This window comes from Amycolatopsis coloradensis (genome assembly GCF_037997115.1).
GTDB lineage: Bacteria > Actinomycetota > Actinomycetes > Mycobacteriales > Pseudonocardiaceae > Amycolatopsis > Amycolatopsis coloradensis_A.
Map to the genome: position 1 here is coordinate 3,341,107 of NZ_CP150484.1, position 19,236 is coordinate 3,360,342.

A 19,236-nucleotide genomic window follows, 5' to 3' on the forward strand; every position below is an offset into this window, starting at 1 on the left:
AGGCCTCCCTCATCGTGGGATCGCTGGTCACCACCCCAGTGTGCCTGCTCGGGGCGATCCGGCCACCTCGTACCCTTGACCCATGCTGAACCGTACCGACCTGCGTGGACAGGTCCCGTCCGTTGCCGAGCTCAGGCGCACGCTCCCGCGTGCCGAGTACGACGTGGACGCGGCACTGCATCACGTACGGCCGGTGGTCGAGGCGGTCCGCGATCGCGGCGTCGAGGCGGTTCTCGAGTTCACCGAGAAGTTCGACAAGGTCCGTCCCGGCGGCGTCCGTGTGGCCGCCGCGGAGCTCACCAACGCGCTCGAGAACCTGGACCCGGCCGTCCGCGAGGCGCTGGAGGAGTCCATCGTCCGCGCCCGGAAGGTCCACGGCGACCAGCGCCGTCAGGACGTCACGACCGAGGTCGTCGACGGCGGCACCGTCACCGAGCGCTGGATCCCGGTGGACCGTGTCGGGCTGTACGCGCCGGGCGGGCTCGCGGTGTACCCCTCGACCGTGGTGATGAACGTCGTCCCGGCGCAGATCGCCGGCGTCGGCACGCTCGTGCTGTGCTCGCCGCCGCAGGCCGCGTTCGGCGGGCTCCCGCACCCGACGATCCTGGCCGCCGCCGAACTGCTCGGCGTCGACGAGGTCTGGGCCGTCGGCGGGGCTCAGGCCGTCGCGCTGCTCGCGTACGGTGGCACCGACACCGACGGCGCGACGCTGGAGCCGGTCGACGTCGTCACCGGTCCCGGCAACATCTACCTCACCGCGGCCAAGCGGCTGCTGCGCGGCATCATCGGTATCGACTCCGAGGCGGGCCCGACCGAGATCGCCATCCTCGCCGACGAGACCGCCGACCCGGTGCACGTCGCCGCCGACCTGATCAGCCAGGCCGAGCACGACCCGCTCGCCGCGAGCGTCCTGGTCACCACGTCCGAGGAGCTCGCGGACGCCGTCGACAAGGAGCTGACCGGCCGGGTCGCCGCGACCAAGCACTCCGAGCGAGTGACGGAGGCCTTGGGCGGCAAGCAGTCCGGCATCATCCTGGTATCCACTGTGGACGACGGGATCCGCGTCGTGGACGCGTACGCCGCGGAACACCTGGAGATCCAGACCGCGGACGCGCCGACGGTGGCGGCCCGCGTGCGCAACGCCGGCGCGATCTTCGTCGGGGCGTACGCGCCGGTCTCGCTCGGCGACTACTGCGCCGGGTCGAACCACGTCCTGCCCACCGGCGGATTCGCGCGGCACTCGTCCGGGCTTTCGGTGCAGAGCTTCCTCAAGGGCGTGCACGTCGTCGACTACAGCCAGGACGCGCTGCGCGAGATCGCCGGCCGCGTCGTCGCGCTGGCGAACGCCGAAGACCTGCCCGCGCACGGCGAAGCCATCACGGCGCGGTTCGAGGGGGAGCGGGCATGAGCATCGGCGAGGAGATCACGCTCGGCTCTCTCCCGCTGCGGGAGGACCTGCGGGGCAGGACCCCGTACGGCGCACCGCAGCTCGACGTGCCGATCCGGCTCAACACCAACGAAAACCCGTACCCGCCGCCGGACGCGCTGGTGGCCGACGTCGCCGAGGCCGTCCGCGCCGAGGCCGCTTCGCTGCACCGCTACCCGGATCGCGACGCCGTCGCGCTGCGCCAGGACCTCGCGGACTACCTCGCGGTGTCCACCGGCGTACTCGTGTCGGAGTCGAACGTGTGGGCCGCCAACGGGTCCAACGAAATCCTGCAGCAGATTTTGCAGGCCTTCGGTGGCCCCGGCCGCTCGGCGCTGGGCTTCGAGCCGTCGTACTCGATGCACCCGATCATCTCGGCGGGCACCCGCACCGACTGGCTGCCGGTGCCGCGCCGCGACGATTTCACGCTCGACACCGAGAAGGCGGCCGCGCTGGTGCGCGAACGCCGTCCGGACATCGTGTTCGTGACCAGCCCGAACAACCCGACCGGCGGGTCGATCCCGTTCGACGAGCTGCGCGGGCTGCTCGAAGCGGCGCCGGGCATCGTGGTGGTCGACGAGGCGTACGCGGAGTTCTCGTCGCAGCCGAGTGCTGTCGAGCTTCTCGAGGAGTACCCGGCGAAGCTGATCGTGTCGCGCACGATGAGCAAGGCGTTCGCCTTCGCGGGCGGGCGGCTCGGGTATCTCGCGGCGGCGCCCGCGATCGTCGACGCGCTGCAGCTGGTGCGGCTGCCGTATCACCTCTCGAAGCTCACGCAGGCCGCCGCGCGCGCCGCGCTGCGGCACGCGGACGCCACCCTCGCCTCGGTCGCCAAACTCGCGGCCGAACGCGACCGCGTGGTGGAAGCGTTGCTGGGCTTGGGATTCACGCCGGTCCCGAGCGACGCGAACTTCGTCCTCTTCGGACGGTTCGCGGACGCGCCCGCGACCTGGCGGTCCTATTTGGACAACGGTGTGCTGATCAGGGACGTCGGCATCGAGGGACACCTGCGGGTGACCATCGGGACGCCGGAAGAGAACGACGCCTTTCTCGAGGCCAGCAAGGAGGTGCCGCGATGAGTCGCGTCGGCAAGGTGGATCGCACCACCAAGGAATCGTCCATTTCGGTCCAGCTCGACCTGGACGGCACGGGGCAGGTGGAGATCGACACCGGTGTCCCGTTCTACGACCACATGCTCACCGCGTTCGGCGTGCACGGCTCACTCGACCTCAAGGTGCAGGCGACCGGTGACGTCCACATCGACGCGCACCACACCGTCGAGGACACCGCGATCGTGCTCGGCCAGGCGCTGCGACAGGCGCTCGGCGACAAGAGCGGCATCCGCCGCTTCGGCGACGCGTGGATCCCGATGGACGAAACCCTCGCACACGCCGCGATCGACGTTTCCGGGCGCCCGTACTGCGTGCACCTGGGCGAGCCGGAGCAGTTCACCAGCTTCACCATCGGCGGGAACTACCCGTTCGTGCTGACGCGGCACGTGTTCGACTCGCTGTCGTTTCACGCGCAGATCGCGCTGCACGTCCGGGTGCTGCACGGCCGGGACCCGCACCACATCGCGGAGGCCGAGTACAAGGCCGTCGCGCGGGCGCTGCGCGCCGCCACCGAACCGGACCCGCGGGCGGGCGGCATCCCGTCGACGAAGGGCGTCCTCTAACCCCCGCATCCAGAGGACTTAAATGCGTCCGGTGGGCTTGTAGGTATTGAGCTGGACGCCGGACGGGGTCGTCGTGGAGCCGACGAAGTCCAGGGTCTGGGCAGGCGTTCCTTCGGCGAAGAAACGCTTGCCTGCACCCAAAAGGAGCGGATAGACGGCCAGCACGACTTCGTCCGCGAGCCCGCTTTCGAGCAGCGTCGACGTCAGCGTGGAGCTGCCCGAGAGGATGAGGTCCGGGCCGTCCTGTGCCTTGACACGGCGGACGCCTTCGACGATGTCCGGGCCGACTCCCTCGAACGGGCCCCATTTCAGGCTTTCCGGCCGATGGGTGACGACGTATTTCGTCGCCGCCTTGAGCCGGTCCGCGAACGGGTCGCTCGGCGCATCCGGCCAGTATTCCGACCAGAGGTCGTAGGTGCGGCGGCCGAGCAGCAGGTCGAAGCTTTCGGTGTGCGCAGCCAGGAGGGCTTCCCGGCCGGCGGGGGTTCGGTAGGGCATGTTCCAGCCGCTGTACGGGAAGCCGTTCTCGTCGGCGGAATGCTGGATCACGCCGTCGAGCGAGATGTGCTCGATGATCTTGAGCTTTCTCATCACGCCTCCAGTAGTGCGTCGAGTTGGGGCATCGCGGCGCGGAAGCCCTCTTCCATCCCCGGGATCGTCTTCTCCATCGCTTCGACACTGGAGAACCGGGTGACGTGGACCAGCCGTGACCCCGTCGGTGTCGCCTCGAAGGTGAAAGTCATCGAGGTGGGCATGTTCTCGGCGTCGGCGTTGTCATCACCGTCGAGCACCTCGAACGAGTCGATGGGGTTCACCGCGGTGAACTGCCAGGAGTCGGCCCACTTTTCGCCGTTCGGCCCGGACAGGTAGTACTCGGCGCGGCCGCCGGTCCGGAAATCGTGATGGGTGAACGTGGCGGGTGCGAAGGGTGGCCCCCAGAAGCGTTCGAGTTGTCGTGGATCGGCCCAGGCGTCCCAAAGCCGTTTCCTCGGGACGGGAAAGTCCGCCACGACGGTGAGACTGAGCTTTTCGGGCTGCTTGGTGACGGAGGTGATCGGCATCGTCATTCCCCTTCTCGCAGGACATCGTCGAGCTGCGCCACCCGCTGGCGCCAAAGGACTTCGTAGGAGTCGAGAAGCTCGCTGGCGCGCTGGAGCCGCTCGCGGTCGGTCGAGACCAGTTGTTCGCGGCCGTTGGCGCGCTTCCGCACGAGACCCGCGCGCTGGAGCACGGCGACGTGTTTCTGCACGGCGGCGAAGCTCATCTCGTAGCGCGCGGCGAGTTCGGACACCGACGGCGCTTCCGCGATCGCCCGCGCCAGGATGTCGCGGCGGGTGCCGTCGGCCAAGGCGCGGAAGAGCCGGTTGAGCGACTCCTCGCTCTCCTCTCGAAGTGCAACCATGTGGTTGTACGTTAGCCGTGCCCGGTCGCGAGGGCAAGGTCCTGGCCCGGCGCGGTCGCGGTGCCGGACGTGTGGCAGGGTGGCGGTCGTGAGTAACACGACCATCGCTGTGCTGCTGTTCGCGCTCGGCGGCTTCCTGATCGGCGGCGTCTACGCGACCTGGAAGAGCGTCAAGTTCATGGCCGTCGTGCTGGGGATCGGCGCGCTGCTGGCCATCGGTGGCGCCATCGCCTGGCTGGCCTGATCAAGCTTCAAACGAGCTGAAGGGGACTTTCCCCGCATCTCATGCGAGGAAAGTCCCCTTCGCCGCGTCTAATGCGGGTAAAGCGTCCTTCAGCTCCGGACCAGCTCCCGCTCGTCAGGAGCGTCCAGCTGCTTCGCGAGCTTCTCGCCTTCGACGTCCACATCGGGCAGCACGCGATCCAGCCACTTCGGCAGCCACCAGGCACCGCGTCCGAGTAGCGACATCAGCGCCGGCACGATGGTCATCCGGATCACGAAGGCGTCCACCAGCACCCCGAAGGCCAGCGCGAACCCGATCGACTGGATCAGCGACGACTCCGCGAGGACGAACCCGGCGAACACGCTGATCATGATCAGCGCGGCGGCGACCACGACGCGGGAGCCATGCCTGAAGCCGGTGACCATCGCCTGCTGCGGGTCGGCGCCGTGGACGTACTCCTCTCGCATCCGGGTCACCAGGAACACCTGGTAGTCCATCGCGAGCCCGAACAGCACACCGATCAGCAGGATCGGCAGCATGCTCATGATCGGCCCGGTCGTCTTCACCCCGAGCAGGTCGGTGAGCCAGCCCCACTGGAACACCGCCACCACGGCGCCGAACGTCGCGACCACGGAGCCGAGGAAGCCCAGCGTCGCCTTCAGCGGGACCACGATCGAGCGGAACACCAGCATCAGCAGCAGGAACGCGAGCCCGACGATCAGCGCGAGATAGGGCAGCATCGCGTCGGCGAGTTTCTCCGAGACGTCGATGTTGGCCGCGGTCTGGCCGGTCACCGCCAGCGACGCGCCGGTGGCCGTGCCCAGCCCCGCGTTCAGGCCGCGGATGTCGCTGACCAGGTCTTCGGTCGCGGTGCTGCTGGGGCCGCTCTTCGGGATGACGGTCAGCAGCGCCAGGTCACCGTCCCGGTTGATCTTCGGCGGCGTGACGATCGGGCGTTCGGGGAGCCCGCCGATCCCCGCGGCCGCCTGCTGGAGCGCGGACTGCCGGTCGGTGCTGGCGCTCAGGTCGACGACGATCACCAGCGGCCCGTTGGCGCCCTCGCCGAAGCTGCGGGCGACGGTGTCGTAGGCCTTGCGCTGGGTGGTGTCCGGCGCGGCGGTGCTGTCGTTCGGCAGGCCGAGCTGCATGCTCGCGGCCGGGATGGCGACGATCGCGAGGCCGGCGATCGCGGCGATCAGCACCGGGATCCGGCGGCGGGCCACGAAACGTGCCCAGCGCTCGCCGTGTGTCGTCGCGTTTTCCTTGCGGCGCAAGCGGATCTTGCCGCCCGCCAGTTTGCCGCCCGCGAAGCCGAGCACGGCGGGCAGCAGGGTGAGCGCGATGACGACCGCGATGGCGACGGTGATCGCCGCGGCGATGCCCATCTCGCCGAGGAACGGGATGCCGACGACGGTCAGGCCCGCCAGCGCGATGATCACGGTCAGCCCGGCGAACACCACGGCGGAGCCCGCCGTGCCGGTGGCGCGTCCGGCGGCTTCCTCCGGATCTCGGCCGATCGTGAGTTCGTGCCGATAGCGGGAAACGATGAAGAGCGCGTAGTCGATACCGACGGCGAGGCCGATCATCAGCGCGAGCACCGGCGTGTTCGTGTTCAGTTCGAGGAAACCGGACGCCGTCGTGATGCCCGCCATGCCGATGCCGACGCCGATGAGCGCGGTCAGCAGCGGGATCCCGGCCGCGAGCAGCGAGCCGAAGGTGATGATCAGGACGACGGCGGCGACCGCGACACCGAGGCCTTCGGTGGCGTTCGTGGCGGGCATCGCCTGCACGGCGTCACCGCCGAATTCGACGGTGTACCCGGCCGCCTTGGCGGAATCGGCGGCGGCCATCAGGCCGTCGCGGTCGGCGTCGGTGAGCTCGAAGCCCGGCACGCGATAGCTGACCTGCGCCAGCGCCACATGCTTGTCGGGCGAGATCGCCTGCACCTGCAACGGGTCGACCACGCCGGCGACCTTCGGCGCGTCCTTGAGCCCGGTGACGAGACGGGCGATCGCCGCCTGCCCACCGGCGTCGGTGATGTCACCGGGCGTCGAGATGACGACGCGCGCCGTCGCGCCACCGGCGGCGGCTTCCGGGAACCGGTCGGCGAGCTGGTCGATCGCCTTCTGCGACTCGGTGCCGGGGATGGTCACCGAGTTCGAAAGCTGGCCGGACAGGGTCAGCGCGCCCGCGCCGAGGGCCACCAGGACGGCGGCCCACACCGCCGTCACCAGTGCCCGGCGCCGGAACGAGAACCGGCCCAGGCGGTACAGGAAGCTGGCCACGAAAGTCTCCCGTTCACTCGATCAGGTTCATTCCAAGCTAGCCGATCGGCTAGGGGCCTACAAGCCGATCGGCAAGTGTGTGACTAGCCGCACGGCTAGTACTCGTTTGGCCACGCGGGCACGCTTGACGTAATCTCCGACGGCTGAACGAGGAGGGAACATGGACGTCGTCCACGCGGAGGACACCCGCACGCGACTACTGGGCACGGCGTTGCGGTTGTTCACCGAACACGGCGTGGAAGGCACCTCGCTGCAGATGATCGCGGACGCCCTCGGCGTCACGAAGGCCGCCGTCTACTACCACTTCAAGACGAAGGCGGAGATCACCGAATCCGTCGCCGAACCCGTGCTGCGAGAGCTCGAAGGCATCGTCGACGACGCCCGCGCCCAGCGCACCCGGGGCGCGCAGATCGACCACCTGCTCGACGGTTTCGTCGATCTCGTGGTGCGGCACCGTTCGCTGGTCGCCCTGTTCTCCAGCGACCCCGGCATCGCCCGCGCGATCGAGAAGTCCGTGCACAGCTCGGACAGCTTCAAGAACCGGCTGCTGGAGATCCTCGTCGGCCCCGATCCGGATCTCACCGCGATCGTGACGGCGCAGGTACTGCTGGCTGGGATCGCCGTCGCCGGCGGCTCGCCCGAGGTCGCCTCGCTCGACGACGAGACACTGCGCGAAACGCTCCTGGCCGTCGGACGCAAGCTCTACAACCGCCCGCGCCGACGCTCGTGACCGATGTGTTCAAGACAGCGGCCGCGATCCACGCGACCCTGTCGGCATGAACATCGATCTGAAGACGGCGGCCACGTTCATGGCCACCCAGGCCCGGCTGCTCGACAGGCGGCGCTTCGAGGTCCTTTTCCGCGACGGTGACCCGGCGGCGGCGCTCGCCGCGCTGGAGGCGTACCGCAATCCCGACGGCGGCTACGGCCACGGACTCGAACCGGACTGCCGCTCGGTGACCAGTCAGCCCGCCGGTGCGCTGCACGCTTTCGAGGTCTTCGCCGACGTCGGCAAGTCGACAAGTCCGCGCGCGGCCGAACTCTGTGACTGGCTGGCCTCGATCTCCTTGCCCGACGGCGGGATCCCGTTCGCGCTGCCGATGCCGGATCCGGAGGGCGGCGCGCCGTTCTGGACGAGCGCGGATCCGGCGGTCTCCTCACTGCAGATCACCGCGATCGTCGCGGTGACCGCGCATCGCGTCGCGGCACACGATCCGGCGGTCGCCGCGCATCCCTGGCTCGCGAAGGCAACGCGCTACTGCCTAAATGAGATCGAGAAGCTCGACGAGGCGCCGCACGCGCTCGTGCTCGCTTTCGCGATGAAGCTGGTGGACTCGCTCGGCGACACGCGCCTGGTCGAGAAGCTCGGCCGGTTCGTCCCGGACGACGGTGTGGTCGCCGTCGGCGGCGGGATCGAGGGCGAGGCCATGCGCCCGCTCGACTTCGCGCCGGAACCCGGTGGCCCGGCACGGAAGCTCTTCCGGCCGGAGATCGTCGATGCGGATCTGCGGCGGGTGGCGGGCGGGCAGCACGACGACGGCGGCTGGCGGGTCGACTACACGAGCTATTCGCCGGCCGCCGCGCTGGAGTGGAACGGGATGTTCACCGTGAACACGTTGTCGCTCCTGCGGAACAACGGCTTGGTCTAAGGGAGTCTGCGGAGGAACTCCGGCGGGACGGCGGCGGTGAGCCAGACGCCGTTCGCGCTCACCTGGAATTCGTGACCGGCGGCGGACATCTCCCGGGCGTCCACGGCGAGCAGCACAGGGACGCCGCGCCGCGCCCCGACGGCCCGCGCGGTGTCCACGGTCGCCGAGAGATGCACGGCGTGCCGCTTCATCGGCCGGAGTCCCTCGTGCAGGATCGCGTCGAGGAACCGGGAGACCGTGCCGTGGTAGAGCACCTCCGGCGGGATCGCGGCGGGCAGTGCGAGGTCGACGTCGACACTGTGGCCCTGGCTGGCACGGATCCGCAGCCCGGCCTCGTCGAAAGCGAAGCGCCGTTTGTTTTTGCCCTCGACCACTTCGTCGAGTTCGGTGCGGGTGAGCGGCAAACCATTGCGCCGCAAGGCCGCCAAGAGCGTGTCGACGTCGACCCAGCCGTCAGGGGTGAGGGTGATCCCGATGTCGCCGGGTGCGTGCCGCAGGTGCCGGGAGAGCCGTTTCGAGACTCGGATGAGGTTCTTCTTGTCCATTTCGAGTCACAGTGACGCATATCCGGCCCCCGCGTGGCAACGGAATTCAGATGCCGCCCTCGGAAGCCGGGCGCAGTTTCCCCGCGCCGGGGCCGAAGCGGGACATCTGGTCGTCGGCGTTGTAGAGCCCGCAGCTGCGCAGGGAGAGGCAACCGCAGCCGACGCATCCGGTCAGCCTGTCGCGCAGGCGCTGCAACGCGTCGATCCGCGCGTCGAGCTCGTCCTGCCAGCCCCGCGAAAGGCGGGCCCAGTCGGCCTTGGTCGGCGCGTGGTCCTTGGGTAGGGTTTCCAGTGCCGAGCTGATGTCGTCCAGGCTGAGCCCGACCCGCTGCGCGGCACGGATGAAGGCGATCCGGCGCAGCACCGAGCGCGAGTACCGGCGCTGGTTGCCCGCCGAGCGCTCGGAGCTGATCAGTCCCTTGTCCTCGTAGAAACGCAAAGCCGTATGGGGCACGCCGCTGCGGTCGGCGACCTGCCCGATGCTCAGGTGTTCAGCCAGTCTCGTCACGTCGCCAGATTAGCCTTGACTTCGACCTAAGTCGAGGTTGCAACCTCGGTTCATGACCACCGACACCAAGACCGGCTACGAGGATCTGCCGAGGCTGATCTCGTTGATGACCGGGGACGAGAAACACCAGGCGGCCGCGGAGTCCACTGTGGACGTCCTGTGGGTGCTCTACGACCGTGTGCTCGACATCACCCCGGAGAACGTCCGTGATCCGGGCCGCGACCGTTTCCTGCTGTCGAAGGGGCACGGCCCGATGGCCTACTACGCGGTGCTGGCGAAGAAGGGCTTCCTCCACGAGGAAGAACTCGCCGACTGGACTTCGGCCGAGTCCCGCCTCGGTCACCATCCCGACCGGGCGAGGCTTCCCGGGGCCGAGATCTCCAGCGGTTCGCTCGGACACGGGCTCCCGCTGGCCATCGGCACCGTGTTCGGCCTGCGCGCCAAGGGATTCCGTGACGCCAAGGTCGTCACCCTCCTCGGCGACGCGGAACTGGACGAGGGCTCCAACCAAGAGGCCATCGCGGTCGCGGGCCGGATCGGCATGCCGCAGCTGACCGCCGTCGTCATCGACAACTCCTCGGCCACGCACGGCTGGCCCGGCGGGATCGCGCGCCGGTTCGAGGTCGAAGGCTGGACGACCCGCACCGTCGACGGCCGCGATCACGACGCGCTCCACGAAGCCTTCACCACACCTCATCCGGACCGGCCGCTCGCCGTGGTCGCGACCGTCGAGCGAAAGGCCTGAGCCCGTGAACATGCGTGAAACGTTCCTCGAAGCCGCCGCCGAAGCGCTCGACGCCGACCCGAACGTCGCCGTCGTGCTCGCCGACATCTCCGCGGCACAACTCGCCTTCGCCGCGCGGAAACATCCCGACCGGGTGCTCAACGTCGGCATCCGCGAACAGCTGATGATGAGCACCGCGGGCGGACTCGCGCTGGCCGGCATGCGGCCGATCGTCCACACCTTCTCGTCGTTCCTCGTGGAGCGGGCGTTCGAGCAGGTCAAACTCGACCTCGGGCACCAGGACGTCGGGGCCGTGCTGGTGTCCTCGGGCGCGTCCTACGACATGTCGACCGCCGGGCGGACCCACCAGGCGCCCGGGGACGTCGCCCTCATCGACACGCTGCCGGGCTGGACCGTGCACGTGCCGGGGCATCCCGAAGAGGCACGGCGGCTGCTGCTCGAGTCCATGCCTGGCGACGGGCGCGTCTATCTCCGGCTTTCCGCGCAGGAGAACGCGAAAGCCCATCTGGGGGCGGGTCTGCAAACGCTGCGCGAAGGCAGGCGAGGTGTGGTGGTGGCCGTCGGGCCGATGCTCGACCGGACGCTGGAGGCGACCGCCGATCTCGACGTGACCGTGCTCTACACCTCGACCATCCGGCCGTTCGACGCCGCCGGGCTGCGCGCGGCCGTCGACGACACCGGGGCCACCGACGTCGTGCTGATCGAGCCGTACCTCGCGGGGACGTCGGCGCACGCGGTGACGGACGCTCTGTCCGAAACTCCGCACCGGCTGCTCTCCCTCGGCGTCCGGCGTGACGCGGAAGTGCGGATCTACGGCGAAATGGCCGATCACGACCTCGCGCACGGCCTCGACGCCGGTTCGATCACCTTGTCCGTCAAGGAATTCCTCCGCTAGCGTCACCAGGGTGACGAAGATCCGCCCGCTCGCGCTCGGGGTCATCCGCCGCGGTGAAGACCTTCTCGTGTTCGAAGGCCGCGACCACACCAAAGGCGTGACCTACCATCGCCCGCTCGGCGGCGGGATCGAGTTCGGTGAGACCGCCGCCGAGGCGCTGCACCGCGAATTCCAGGAGGAACTCGCGGCGGAGCTGACCTCGGTCGAGCAGATCGCCGTGCTGGAGAACGTGTTCACCTTCGAAGGCAGGCCGGGGCACGAGATCGTGTTCCTGTTCAGCGCGGACCTGACGGACAAGGCGTTCTACGAGCGCGACGAGGTCGGCGTGGTGCTCGACGACGGCGCGCGCGTGCACTGGCTGCCGATGGCCGACGTGGCGAGCGGCAAGGCGATCCTGTACCCGGACGGACTCGCGGACCTCCTTTCAGCGCAGGACTGACCGCGCGGTCGGCGTCAGTTCCCGTTGTCGCCAAGGGCGTTCGAGTTTGCCCGCGAGTTCGATGCCTGTCCGGTCCAGGAGTTCGCGGTGTTCTTCCGTGAACTTGGAGAACCAGACGAACACCGTCTCGTTCTCCCGCACGGGAAGACGGGGAAAGGTGTTCTCCGCGGGCTCCGTTTCGAAGTGGCCGAACGTGTCCACGCCTGATTCCCGCAAGGCGGGCGCCACGTTGTCCGCGAAGTACTCGGAGAACTCCTTGACCGGGACGGCAGGATGGCACACCGTCACCAGAACCCGGGAATCCCCAGCGCCGCCCGGAGCGGGGAACCCCGGCCCGGACGGGCGCAGCAACAGGACGTCCGATGCGTCGATCATCGTCTCGTTCGCCGCCGGGCCGTGCTCTCGCCACACGGGCCCCTGGTAGAACGATTCGAGCGCGGCACGCCTGGTCTCCATGTCCCGGAAACCGCGCAGCCACACGAACTTGTCCGGCTCCGCAGGCTCGCGGAAGAGGCCGAACAGGCGCATGCCACAGGCTTCTTGGCTCTCCACGAACTCGCGCTCGAAGAGCTCGATCAGCTCGTCCCGGCGGCCGGGGTGCAGCGTGTACCGGCGCAGTTCGACGACGGACTGGAACGCGGGGGAAACGGTCATACGCGGACCATAGAGGTCCGCACCGACAGTTCCGGCGGCTCAGCGGAAGGCGGCCAGACCGGTGACCGACTGGCCGAGCGAGAGCGCGTGCATCTCTTCGGTGCCTTCGTAGGTCAGCACGGTTTCCAGGTTCGACATATGCCGCATCACCGGGTAATCCAGCGAGATCCCGTTGGCGCCGAGCATGGCGCGCGCGGTCCTGGCGACCTCCAGCGCGGAGCGGACGTTGGCGAGCTTGCCGAAGCTGACGTGGTTGTGGTGCAGCGTCCCGGCGTCCTTGAGCCGCCCGATCCGCAGCGCGACCAGACCGGCGCGGTTGACCTCGACGACGAGATCGGCGAGCTTGCGCTGGGTGAGCTGGAACCCGGCCAGCGGTTTGCCGAACTGTTCCCGGCTCAGCGTGTACTCCAGCGCGGATTCGTAGCAGGAGCGAGCGGCGCCGACGACGCCGAACAGGATCCCGTAGCGCGCCTCGTTCAGGCAGGACAGCGGTCCGCGCAGGCCCCTGACCTCGGGGAAGGCCGCGGAATCCGGCAGGCGGACGCCGTCGAGCACGAGTTCCGCGGTCAGCGAGGCGCGCAGTGACAGCTTGTGCTTGACCTCGTTCGCGGTGAAGCCCGGCGTGTTCGTGGGGACGACGAAACCGCGCACGCCTTCGTCGGTCCGCGCCCAGACGACCGCGACGTCGGCCACGGTTCCGTTGGTGATCCACATCTTCGTGCCGCTCAGCACCCAGTCCGAGCCGTCGCGCACCGCGCGGGTCCGCATGCTGCCGGGGTCGCTGCCGGCGTCCGGTTCGGTCAGGCCGAAACAGCCGAGCGCCTCACCGGCGGCCATCCGGGGCAGCCACTCCTGTTTCTGCTCCTCGGTGCCCCATTTGTGGATCGCGTACATCGCCAGCGAGCCCTGCACCGAGACGAAGCTGCGCAACCCGGAGTCGACGGCCTCCAGCTCGCGGCAGGCGATGCCGTAGGCGACGGCGCTGGTCCCGGCGCAGCCGTAACCCTCCAGGTGCATGCCGAGCAGTCCGAGCTGCCCGAACCCCTTGGCGAGCTCGGCGGCGGGCAGCGCGCCCGTCTCGTACCACTCGGCGACGTTGGGCAGGAGCTGGTCCTGGGCGTAGGAGCGCACTGCGTCACGCATGGCCCGGTCCTCGGCGGTGAGCTCGGCGTCGAGATCGAGGAAGTCGCGCGAATCCGGGCTGCTGCTCATGCGGTCACTCCTGGTCGGCTCGGTGGGGCGTCTTCCTATGAAGAAAACCACACACGCGACCGGAGTCGAGTGTCAGCGATCCCGCCATCCGGTGGTCTTCGTCACCTGAACCGATGCCGTGGCCGTCCGAGCCGGGGCGGAGCGCCGCTTCTGCGCCGGGATCAGCAGCTCCGCGAAGGTAGGGAAAGGCACGCTGTCGATGTCTTCGCGCCAGGCGCTGAGCAGGCGGGTCAGGTCGTCGGCGTCCTGCATCGTTCCTCCATAAGTGCAGGGCGGTCCTGCGCCGGCCTTTCACTCGGAGTCGCTATTACCCAGAAGAGTGAAGGTCGAAACAGGGAATCCGCGGAAAATCCGGTCCGCTAACCTGGGACGCGTGGCTACTCCTCGCGTGGTGATCCTGGACTACGGGTCCGGCAACCTCCGGTCCGCCGAACGTGCAGTTCAGCGCGCCGGCGCCGACGTCGAGGTCACCGCCGACCCGCATGCCGCCCTCGAGGCCGACGGCCTGGTCGTCCCCGGTGTCGGCGCCTTCTCCGCCTGTATGGAGGGGCTGCGGTCGGTGTCGGGGGAGAAGATCATCGGCAAACGCCTCGCCGGTTGCCGTCCCGTGCTGGGCATCTGCGTCGGCATGCAGATCCTGTTCGAACGTGGTGTCGAGCACGGCGTGGAGGCCGAGGGCGCCGGTGAGTGGCCGGGCACGGTCGACAAGCTGGAGGCCGACGTCCTGCCCCACATGGGTTGGAACACCGTCCGCGCCCCCGCGGACTCGCAGTTGTTCGCCGGTCTGGACGCGGACACGCGGTTCTACTTCGTGCACTCCTACGCCGCGCGGACCTGGGAACTGGACTCCGGCCTCGCCGGACGGCAACCCAAGGTGACCTGGGCGAACCACGGCCAGGACTTCGTCGCCGCCGTCGAGAACGGGCCGCTCTGGGCGACCCAGTTCCACCCCGAGAAGTCCGGGGACGCCGGGGCGCACCTGCTGCGCAACTGGCTGCACACCCTGTCTTAGAGTGGGCGCGTGACTTTCACGCTCCTTCCCGCCGTTGATGTGGCCGATGGCCAGGCCGTGCGACTCGTCCAGGGCGAGGCCGGCACCGAAACCTCCTATGGCAGCCCGCTGGAGGCGGCGCTCGCCTGGCAGCGCGACGGTGCGGAGTGGATCCATCTGGTGGACCTCGACGCCGCGTTCGGCAAGGGTTCCAACCGCGAACTGCTCGCCGACGTCGTGGCCAAGCTCGACGTCCAGGTGGAGCTGTCCGGTGGCATCCGCGACGACGCCTCGCTGGAGGCCGCGCTGGCCACCGGCGCCCGCCGCGTCAACCTCGGTACCGCGGCGCTGGAGGACCCGGAGTGGACCGCGAAGGTCGTCTCCTCCTACGGCGACCGCGTCGCCATAGGGCTGGACGTGCGGATCACCGAGGCCGGGCACCGGCTGTCCGCCCGCGGCTGGACGCAGGACGGCGGTGACCTCTGGGAGGTCCTCGACCGGCTCGACCGCGACGGCGCGCAGCGCTACGTCGTCACCGACGTGAGCAAGGACGGCACCCTCCAGGGGCCGAACATCGACCTGCTCCGCGAGGTCGCCGCCCGCACCGACGCGCCGGTCATCGCCTCCGGTGGTGTGTCCAGTGTGGACGATCTCCGCGCGCTGGCCGCGCTGGCCCGCGACGGTGTCGAGGGATCCATCGTCGGCAAGGCGCTCTACGCCGGCGCGTTCACCCTGCCCGAGGCGCTCGCGGCCGTCGCGGAGTTCTGAGCTTTACCTCCCGGGTAATCGACGCCACGCGCCGGCTCGGTCAGGATTCCTTCCAGGACAACGAAACCTGGAGGGACACCATGGCCGCCTACGGACTCGCCCACCTTCGCCCCGCCACTGTGCTGGCCGAAGAGGTCTTCGAGTACATGGAACGGATCCAGGCCACGCTCGATCCCTTCGGCGGCAGATTCCTCGTGCACGGAGCCGGGGTCCACGTCGTCGAGGGGGAGTGGCCGGGGGCGCTCGTGCTCATCGAGTTCCCGAGCCTCGACGCCGCGCGGGAGTGGTACGACTCGCCCGCGTACCGGGAGATCCTGCCGCTGCGGGCCGACCACATCCCCGGCGATCTGATCCTGGTGGAGGGATGCGGGCCGGACCACGACTCGGCGGCGCTGGCGGCCTCGCTGCGGGCGCTGCAGGCCTCGTGAGTGGTGAGGACGGTGTACGACGAGGACGGCAAGGCGTATCTCGACTTGGGTCATCCGGCCCGCGCCACCGCCTCCCGGAAGTACGCGCACTGGGTGAAGTCGTCGTGCTCGCACCCGAGCGCGCAGTCGGCGATCGCGAGCGAGGCCTGCGCGGCCGCGATACGTTGCTCGAGTTCTTTCTTGTGGCGCTTGAGGATCGCTTCGCGCTCGCTGGGCCAGCGGAACATCTCACGGATGCCATCGAGGCTCAGGCCCGCCTCCTTCGAGCGCAGAATGATCGCGATCCGGCCGCCCGCGCCGGCTTGAGGAGGCCGACGGACTCCCAATGGCGTAAGACATGCGTGGCCAGGCCGAAGCGCTCCGCGACCTCGCCGACGCTCAAGGTGCTTGACTTCATGTCGACATTAAGCCGGACGATCTGCGGTATGTCCATGTTGCAGCGGCTCGACGCCGCCGATGTCCTGCCGGCAGCCGCAGAACTTCGGGCCCGGACCTACGAACTGCTCCGGCTCGAACCTGGTTCCGCCGTGATCGACGTCGGCTGTGGTGCCGGGCCGGCCGTATCCGAGTTGTCGTGGCTGGGTTTCCGCGCTGTCGGTGTCGACCTTTCGGCCGAGATGCTGGAAGAGGCCCGGCGGCGCTCACCCGATCGCGATTTCCTGATCGGGGACGCTTACGCCTTGCCGGTCGACGGTGGATTCGCGGGTTATCGGGCGGACAAGGTGTTCCATGAACTCGCGGAGCCCGAGGTCGCCCTCGCGGAGGCGCGGCGGGTTCTGGTCCCTGGTGGACGAGGCGCTGGTGATCGATTCCTCAGATCCGGCGCTGACCCGGGAGATCGTGCGCGCGCGGGCTTCGGTGATCACCGCACCCCGGATCGCGCGGGGATTCCGACGGCTGCTCGCCGGAAACGGGTTTCGTGAGGTGTCGGTCGAGGGAGTGGTCGGATTCCTCGGTGGGGAGCCGTTCCTGCGCGGGCTGGTGGACGTTGCTGTCCGGGGCGATTTCCTTGGCGGAAGGGGAGCTTTGGCTGGCGGATCAAGTCGGTGATGTGGCGGTGCCGCAGTTCTTGGCTGCCGGGGTGGTGTGAGGTGGTCGACGCCGAAAATCGGCGACCATGGTGCCGCGTTGTGCGGAAGTCGCGCGGTGGCCGAAGATTTCCGTTGCTGTGTAACGGAAATGATCGTGGGTCCGGAGACTGTCGGTGGTCGGTTGTAGGTTCCTGTGTGTGGATACCCGCAACGCCGCTGTGGCGCTACTCAAGGAAATCACTGCTTCTGATGTATTGAAGGAGGTCAATGTCGCGCTGGATTCGTTGGAGGACGGCGATGCTGTCGACGCCGCTGTCGCGGCATCGGAAGGGATCNGCGGATATCGCTCCGGTGGGGGCGGTGCCGTTGTGGCCGTCGATTCCGTCGGATCCTGAGGGTGCTCGTGCTTGGGTGGATGGTGGTGGTGGGCTTTCGCGGCAGTTCGGCGAGGGTTCTGTCCAGGAGGTTCGGTCTTTCCTCGATCGGGCTGCGCGGATCGTGTCGCGGTTTCCTTGGGTGCCGGTGTGGGGTGAGAATCCGGGTCGGGAGTATGCGGACGCTGTCCGGTTGCACGATGCGGTGAAGGACGTCGTCGCGGGGTATCTGGCGAACGGTTTGTCCGAACAGGACGCTGAGAGGCTGGCTGAGGAGCTCGCGACGAAACTCGGCACCGCGCCTGCCGCTCTTCCTGGTAGCGCGGAAACCGGTGCTGGTCTTTCCGATGAGTCGCGGCTTGCTGATTTTGGTGAGTCGCCGCGTCGGTCAGAGCCAGAGCCGTTCACTGCTGTCGCACAGATGGAGGATGTGGTGCGGTGGCGGCCGGATCCAGTCGATGCGGCCGGGCCGAGAACATTTCGGGCTTACGTGGACACCCTTGTTCTTCCTGAAGGTATTTATTTCGACAAGGCTGCCGTGTTGCAGCTGAACAACAATTCCATGGCTTGGCTGCGGGCGTGGGCGCAGGGCCTGGCCGCGGAAAAAGACAGCGAAGGCCGGTGGCGTTATAAGCCGAAAGAAATTCTCGCTCTTGGCGGTGAGGGGCTTTTTTCCCCCCACACCGTCACAGTTTGGATCAGAGAGGCGCGCGGGGCTGTGGTGGATGCCGGGGCGGCGCGTGCTGGGGTGGGAGGGGCCCATCTGGCGCCGGCGGCTGCCGCGAAAAAGGAGGATGTGGCGCGGTGGCGGCCGGATCCGGTAAATGCGGTCGGCCCGAGGACATTGCGGGCTTACCTGGACACGGTGACCCTGCCCAAGGGTGTTTTCTTCGACAGGACCACCACGAAGCTGAACGATGCTGCTCGGGACTGGCTGCAGGCGTGGGTGCAAGGCATGGCTGCGGAAAAAGACAGCGAAGGCCGGTGGCTTTACTCGACGGGCGAAATTCTCGCTCTTGGTGGTGAGGGGCTCCTCAAGCGCAGAACAACCCAAAAATGGATCAGCGCGGTGCGCCAGCCTGTCGTGCCCGCTCAGCCCCTTGAGGAATCGGGCGGCCTTGGTTCTCCTGCCGAGGCTCCTTCGGATCGCGACGTCGTCGGCGACGCGGTACATGGCTCGGCGGACCGAGTGTCGCGGGTGCCGGAAATCGGTGACGAGCGTGGTGGATGGTGGTGGTGGGCTTTCGCGGCAGTTCGGCGAGGGTTCTGTCCAGGAGCTTCGGTCTTTCCTCGATCAGGCTACGCGGATCGTGTCGCGGTTTCATCGGGTGCCGGTCTGGACCGAGAGTCCTGGGCCGGAGCATGCGGACGCTGTCAGGCTGAACGATGCGGTGAAGGACGTCGTCGCGGGGTATCTGGCGAACGGACTGTCCGAGCAGGACGCTGAGAGGCTGGCCGAGGAACTCGCGACGAAACTCGGTACCTCGCCTGCCGTTCTTCCTGGTAGCGCGGAAACCGGTGCTGGCCTTTCCGATGAGCCGCGGCTTGCTGATCTTGGTGAGTCGCCGCGTCGGTCAGAGCCGTTCACTGCTGTCGCACAGATGGAGGATGTGGTCCGGTGGCGGCCGGATCCAGTCGATGCGGCCGGACCGAGAACATTTCGGGCTTACCTGGACACGCTTGTTCTTCCTATAGGCATTTCTTTCGACAGGGCCGCTGTGGCGCAGCTGAACAACAATTCCATGGCTTGGCTGCGGGCGTGGGTGCAGGGCCTGGCCGTGGAAAAAGACAGCGAAGGTCGGTGGCGTTACTCGCCTGGCGAAATTCTCGCTCTTGGTGAGAAGGGGCTTTTTGTCCCCCACACCGTCAGGGTTTGGACCAAAGAGGCGCGCGAGGCTGTGGTGGATGCCGGAGCGGCGCGTGGGGTGGGAGGGGCGCACCTGGCGCCGGCGGCTGCCGCGAAAAAGGAGGATGTGGTCCGGTGGC

The 19,236-nt window shown here is 68.4% G+C and carries 26 protein-coding genes; 15 read left to right on the forward strand and 11 right to left on the reverse strand.

Annotated features, from left to right (window positions below; genetic code table 11):
* Nucleotides 1–82 precede the first annotated feature (82 nt).
* From hisD to hisB, 3 genes are read left to right on the forward strand one after another with little or no spacing between them, the layout of a single operon-like run.
* On the forward strand, nt 83–1,408 hold the full coding sequence (gene hisD, locus LCL61_RS15955) for a histidinol dehydrogenase (protein WP_340687536.1): 1,326 nt from the start codon (nt 83–85) through the stop codon (nt 1,406–1,408).
* Nucleotides 1,405–2,505 carry a histidinol-phosphate transaminase gene (locus tag LCL61_RS15960; protein ID WP_340687537.1) on the forward strand — a complete coding sequence of 367 codons (1,101 nt, stop codon included), beginning with the start codon at nt 1,405–1,407 and terminating at the stop codon, nt 2,503–2,505. Before hisD ends, LCL61_RS15960 begins: the two co-directional genes overlap by 4 nt.
* Nucleotides 2,502–3,101 (forward strand): imidazoleglycerol-phosphate dehydratase HisB, encoded by a 600-nt coding sequence (gene hisB / locus LCL61_RS15965; RefSeq protein WP_340687538.1) that lies wholly within the window; start codon nt 2,502–2,504, stop codon nt 3,099–3,101. Before LCL61_RS15960 ends, hisB begins: the two co-directional genes overlap by 4 nt.
* Nucleotides 3,102–3,119: 18 nt before the next feature.
* Here the strand turns inward: hisB and LCL61_RS15970 are convergent, their stop codons facing one another.
* Genes LCL61_RS15970 through LCL61_RS15980 form a run of 3 tightly spaced genes read right to left on the reverse strand, consistent with a single transcriptional unit; the run spans nt 3,120 to nt 4,503 of the window.
* Complete coding sequence (locus LCL61_RS15970) at nt 3,120–3,692, reverse strand: dihydrofolate reductase family protein (RefSeq protein ID WP_340687539.1); 573 nt, start codon at nt 3,690–3,692, stop codon at nt 3,120–3,122.
* Entirely contained in the window at nt 3,692–4,162 is a 471-nt protein-coding gene (locus tag LCL61_RS15975; protein ID WP_340687540.1) for an SRPBCC domain-containing protein, read from the reverse strand. Before LCL61_RS15975 ends, LCL61_RS15970 begins: the two co-directional genes overlap by 1 nt.
* Nucleotides 4,163–4,164: 2 nt before the next feature.
* The gene (locus tag LCL61_RS15980) at nt 4,165–4,503 is read right to left on the reverse strand and encodes a metalloregulator ArsR/SmtB family transcription factor (protein ID WP_340687541.1); all 339 of its coding nucleotides are present in this window, start codon (nt 4,501–4,503) and stop codon (nt 4,165–4,167) included.
* An 88-nt stretch (nt 4,504–4,591) separates the two neighbouring features.
* Between LCL61_RS15980 and LCL61_RS15985 the strand changes: the two genes are divergently transcribed.
* Nucleotides 4,592–4,747, forward strand: coding sequence for a hypothetical protein (locus LCL61_RS15985; RefSeq protein WP_016335988.1), 156 nt, complete (start codon nt 4,592–4,594; stop codon nt 4,745–4,747).
* 89 nt (nt 4,748–4,836) lie between these two features.
* On the opposite strand, the gene LCL61_RS15990 is transcribed toward LCL61_RS15985, so the two are convergent.
* Nucleotides 4,837–7,011: an MMPL family transporter gene (locus tag LCL61_RS15990; RefSeq protein ID WP_340687542.1), complete on the reverse strand. Its 2,175-nt coding sequence runs from the start codon at nt 7,009–7,011 to the stop codon at nt 4,837–4,839.
* Nucleotides 7,012–7,171: 160 nt separating this feature from the next.
* On the opposite strand from LCL61_RS15990, the gene LCL61_RS15995 reads away from it, so the two are divergent.
* Nucleotides 7,172–7,741, forward strand: coding sequence for a TetR/AcrR family transcriptional regulator (locus LCL61_RS15995; protein WP_016335985.1), 570 nt, complete (start codon nt 7,172–7,174; stop codon nt 7,739–7,741).
* A 46-nt stretch (nt 7,742–7,787) separates the two neighbouring features.
* On the forward strand, nt 7,788–8,660 hold the full coding sequence (locus tag LCL61_RS16000; RefSeq protein ID WP_340687543.1) for a hypothetical protein: 873 nt from the start codon (nt 7,788–7,790) through the stop codon (nt 8,658–8,660).
* Here LCL61_RS16000 and LCL61_RS16005 read toward each other — a convergent pair.
* Together LCL61_RS16005 and soxR are read right to left on the reverse strand one after the other, a co-directional pair.
* Nucleotides 8,657–9,205, reverse strand: coding sequence for an RNA 2'-phosphotransferase (locus LCL61_RS16005; RefSeq protein WP_340687544.1), 549 nt, complete (start codon nt 9,203–9,205; stop codon nt 8,657–8,659). The two genes, LCL61_RS16000 and LCL61_RS16005, sit on opposite strands and share 4 nt — an antisense overlap.
* A 46-nt stretch (nt 9,206–9,251) precedes the next feature.
* Complete coding sequence (soxR, locus tag LCL61_RS16010) at nt 9,252–9,713, reverse strand: redox-sensitive transcriptional activator SoxR (protein WP_016335982.1); 462 nt, start codon at nt 9,711–9,713, stop codon at nt 9,252–9,254.
* A gap of 52 nt (nt 9,714–9,765) precedes the next feature.
* Between soxR and LCL61_RS16015 the strand changes: the two genes are divergently transcribed.
* From LCL61_RS16015 to LCL61_RS16025, 3 genes are read left to right on the forward strand one after another with little or no spacing between them, the layout of a single operon-like run.
* Entirely contained in the window at nt 9,766–10,458 is a 693-nt protein-coding gene (locus LCL61_RS16015) for a transketolase (RefSeq protein ID WP_340687545.1), read from the forward strand.
* Between the two features lie 4 nt (nt 10,459–10,462).
* Complete coding sequence (locus LCL61_RS16020) at nt 10,463–11,353, forward strand: transketolase family protein (RefSeq protein ID WP_340687546.1); 891 nt, start codon at nt 10,463–10,465, stop codon at nt 11,351–11,353.
* Between the two features lie 10 nt (nt 11,354–11,363).
* Nucleotides 11,364–11,792, forward strand: coding sequence for an NUDIX hydrolase (locus tag LCL61_RS16025; protein WP_340687547.1), 429 nt, complete (start codon nt 11,364–11,366; stop codon nt 11,790–11,792).
* On the opposite strand, the gene LCL61_RS16030 is transcribed toward LCL61_RS16025, so the two are convergent.
* The 3 genes from LCL61_RS16030 to LCL61_RS16040 all read right to left on the reverse strand — a co-directional run bounded on the left by LCL61_RS16030 (nt 11,778) and on the right by LCL61_RS16040 (nt 13,910).
* Complete coding sequence (locus LCL61_RS16030; protein ID WP_340687548.1) at nt 11,778–12,446, reverse strand: NIPSNAP family protein; 669 nt, start codon at nt 12,444–12,446, stop codon at nt 11,778–11,780. The two genes, LCL61_RS16025 and LCL61_RS16030, sit on opposite strands and share 15 nt — an antisense overlap.
* A gap of 39 nt (nt 12,447–12,485) precedes the next feature.
* Complete coding sequence (locus tag LCL61_RS16035; RefSeq protein WP_340687549.1) at nt 12,486–13,658, reverse strand: acyl-CoA dehydrogenase family protein; 1,173 nt, start codon at nt 13,656–13,658, stop codon at nt 12,486–12,488.
* 72 nt (nt 13,659–13,730) lie between these two features.
* Entirely contained in the window at nt 13,731–13,910 is a 180-nt protein-coding gene (locus LCL61_RS16040; protein ID WP_038510342.1) for a hypothetical protein, read from the reverse strand.
* 136 nt (nt 13,911–14,046) lie between these two features.
* Between LCL61_RS16040 and hisH the strand changes: the two genes are divergently transcribed.
* The 3 genes from hisH to LCL61_RS16055 all read left to right on the forward strand — a co-directional run bounded on the left by hisH (nt 14,047) and on the right by LCL61_RS16055 (nt 15,845).
* Nucleotides 14,047–14,670, forward strand: a complete 624-nt coding sequence (gene hisH / locus LCL61_RS16045; protein ID WP_340688599.1) for an imidazole glycerol phosphate synthase subunit HisH — start codon at nt 14,047–14,049, stop codon at nt 14,668–14,670.
* A gap of 9 nt (nt 14,671–14,679) precedes the next feature.
* On the forward strand, nt 14,680–15,417 hold the full coding sequence (gene priA / locus LCL61_RS16050) for a bifunctional 1-(5-phosphoribosyl)-5-((5-phosphoribosylamino)methylideneamino)imidazole-4-carboxamide isomerase/phosphoribosylanthranilate isomerase PriA (protein WP_007029948.1): 738 nt from the start codon (nt 14,680–14,682) through the stop codon (nt 15,415–15,417).
* An 80-nt stretch (nt 15,418–15,497) separates the two neighbouring features.
* Nucleotides 15,498–15,845 (forward strand): DUF1330 domain-containing protein, encoded by a 348-nt coding sequence (locus LCL61_RS16055; RefSeq protein ID WP_340687550.1) that lies wholly within the window; start codon nt 15,498–15,500, stop codon nt 15,843–15,845.
* A 50-nt stretch (nt 15,846–15,895) separates the two neighbouring features.
* Here the strand turns inward: LCL61_RS16055 and LCL61_RS16060 are convergent, their stop codons facing one another.
* Both LCL61_RS16060 and LCL61_RS16065 read right to left on the reverse strand, forming a co-directional pair.
* Complete coding sequence (locus LCL61_RS16060; RefSeq protein ID WP_340687551.1) at nt 15,896–16,171, reverse strand: MerR family DNA-binding protein; 276 nt, start codon at nt 16,169–16,171, stop codon at nt 15,896–15,898.
* Nucleotides 16,093–16,272, reverse strand: coding sequence for a MerR family DNA-binding transcriptional regulator (locus LCL61_RS16065; RefSeq protein ID WP_340688600.1), 180 nt, complete (start codon nt 16,270–16,272; stop codon nt 16,093–16,095). Before LCL61_RS16065 ends, LCL61_RS16060 begins: the two co-directional genes overlap by 79 nt.
* Here LCL61_RS16065 and LCL61_RS16070 point away from each other — a divergent pair.
* From LCL61_RS16070 to LCL61_RS16080, 3 genes are all read left to right on the forward strand, one after another.
* On the forward strand, nt 16,187–16,768 hold the full coding sequence (locus LCL61_RS16070) for a methyltransferase domain-containing protein (protein WP_340687552.1): 582 nt from the start codon (nt 16,187–16,189) through the stop codon (nt 16,766–16,768). The two genes, LCL61_RS16065 and LCL61_RS16070, sit on opposite strands and share 86 nt — an antisense overlap.
* A gap of 32 nt (nt 16,769–16,800) precedes the next feature.
* Nucleotides 16,801–16,935, forward strand: coding sequence for a hypothetical protein (locus LCL61_RS16075; protein ID WP_340687553.1), 135 nt, complete (start codon nt 16,801–16,803; stop codon nt 16,933–16,935).
* A 508-nt stretch (nt 16,936–17,443) separates the two neighbouring features.
* Nucleotides 17,444–18,697 (forward strand): hypothetical protein, encoded by a 1,254-nt coding sequence (locus LCL61_RS16080; protein WP_340687554.1) that lies wholly within the window; start codon nt 17,444–17,446, stop codon nt 18,695–18,697.
* Nucleotides 18,698–19,236 lie beyond the last annotated feature (539 nt).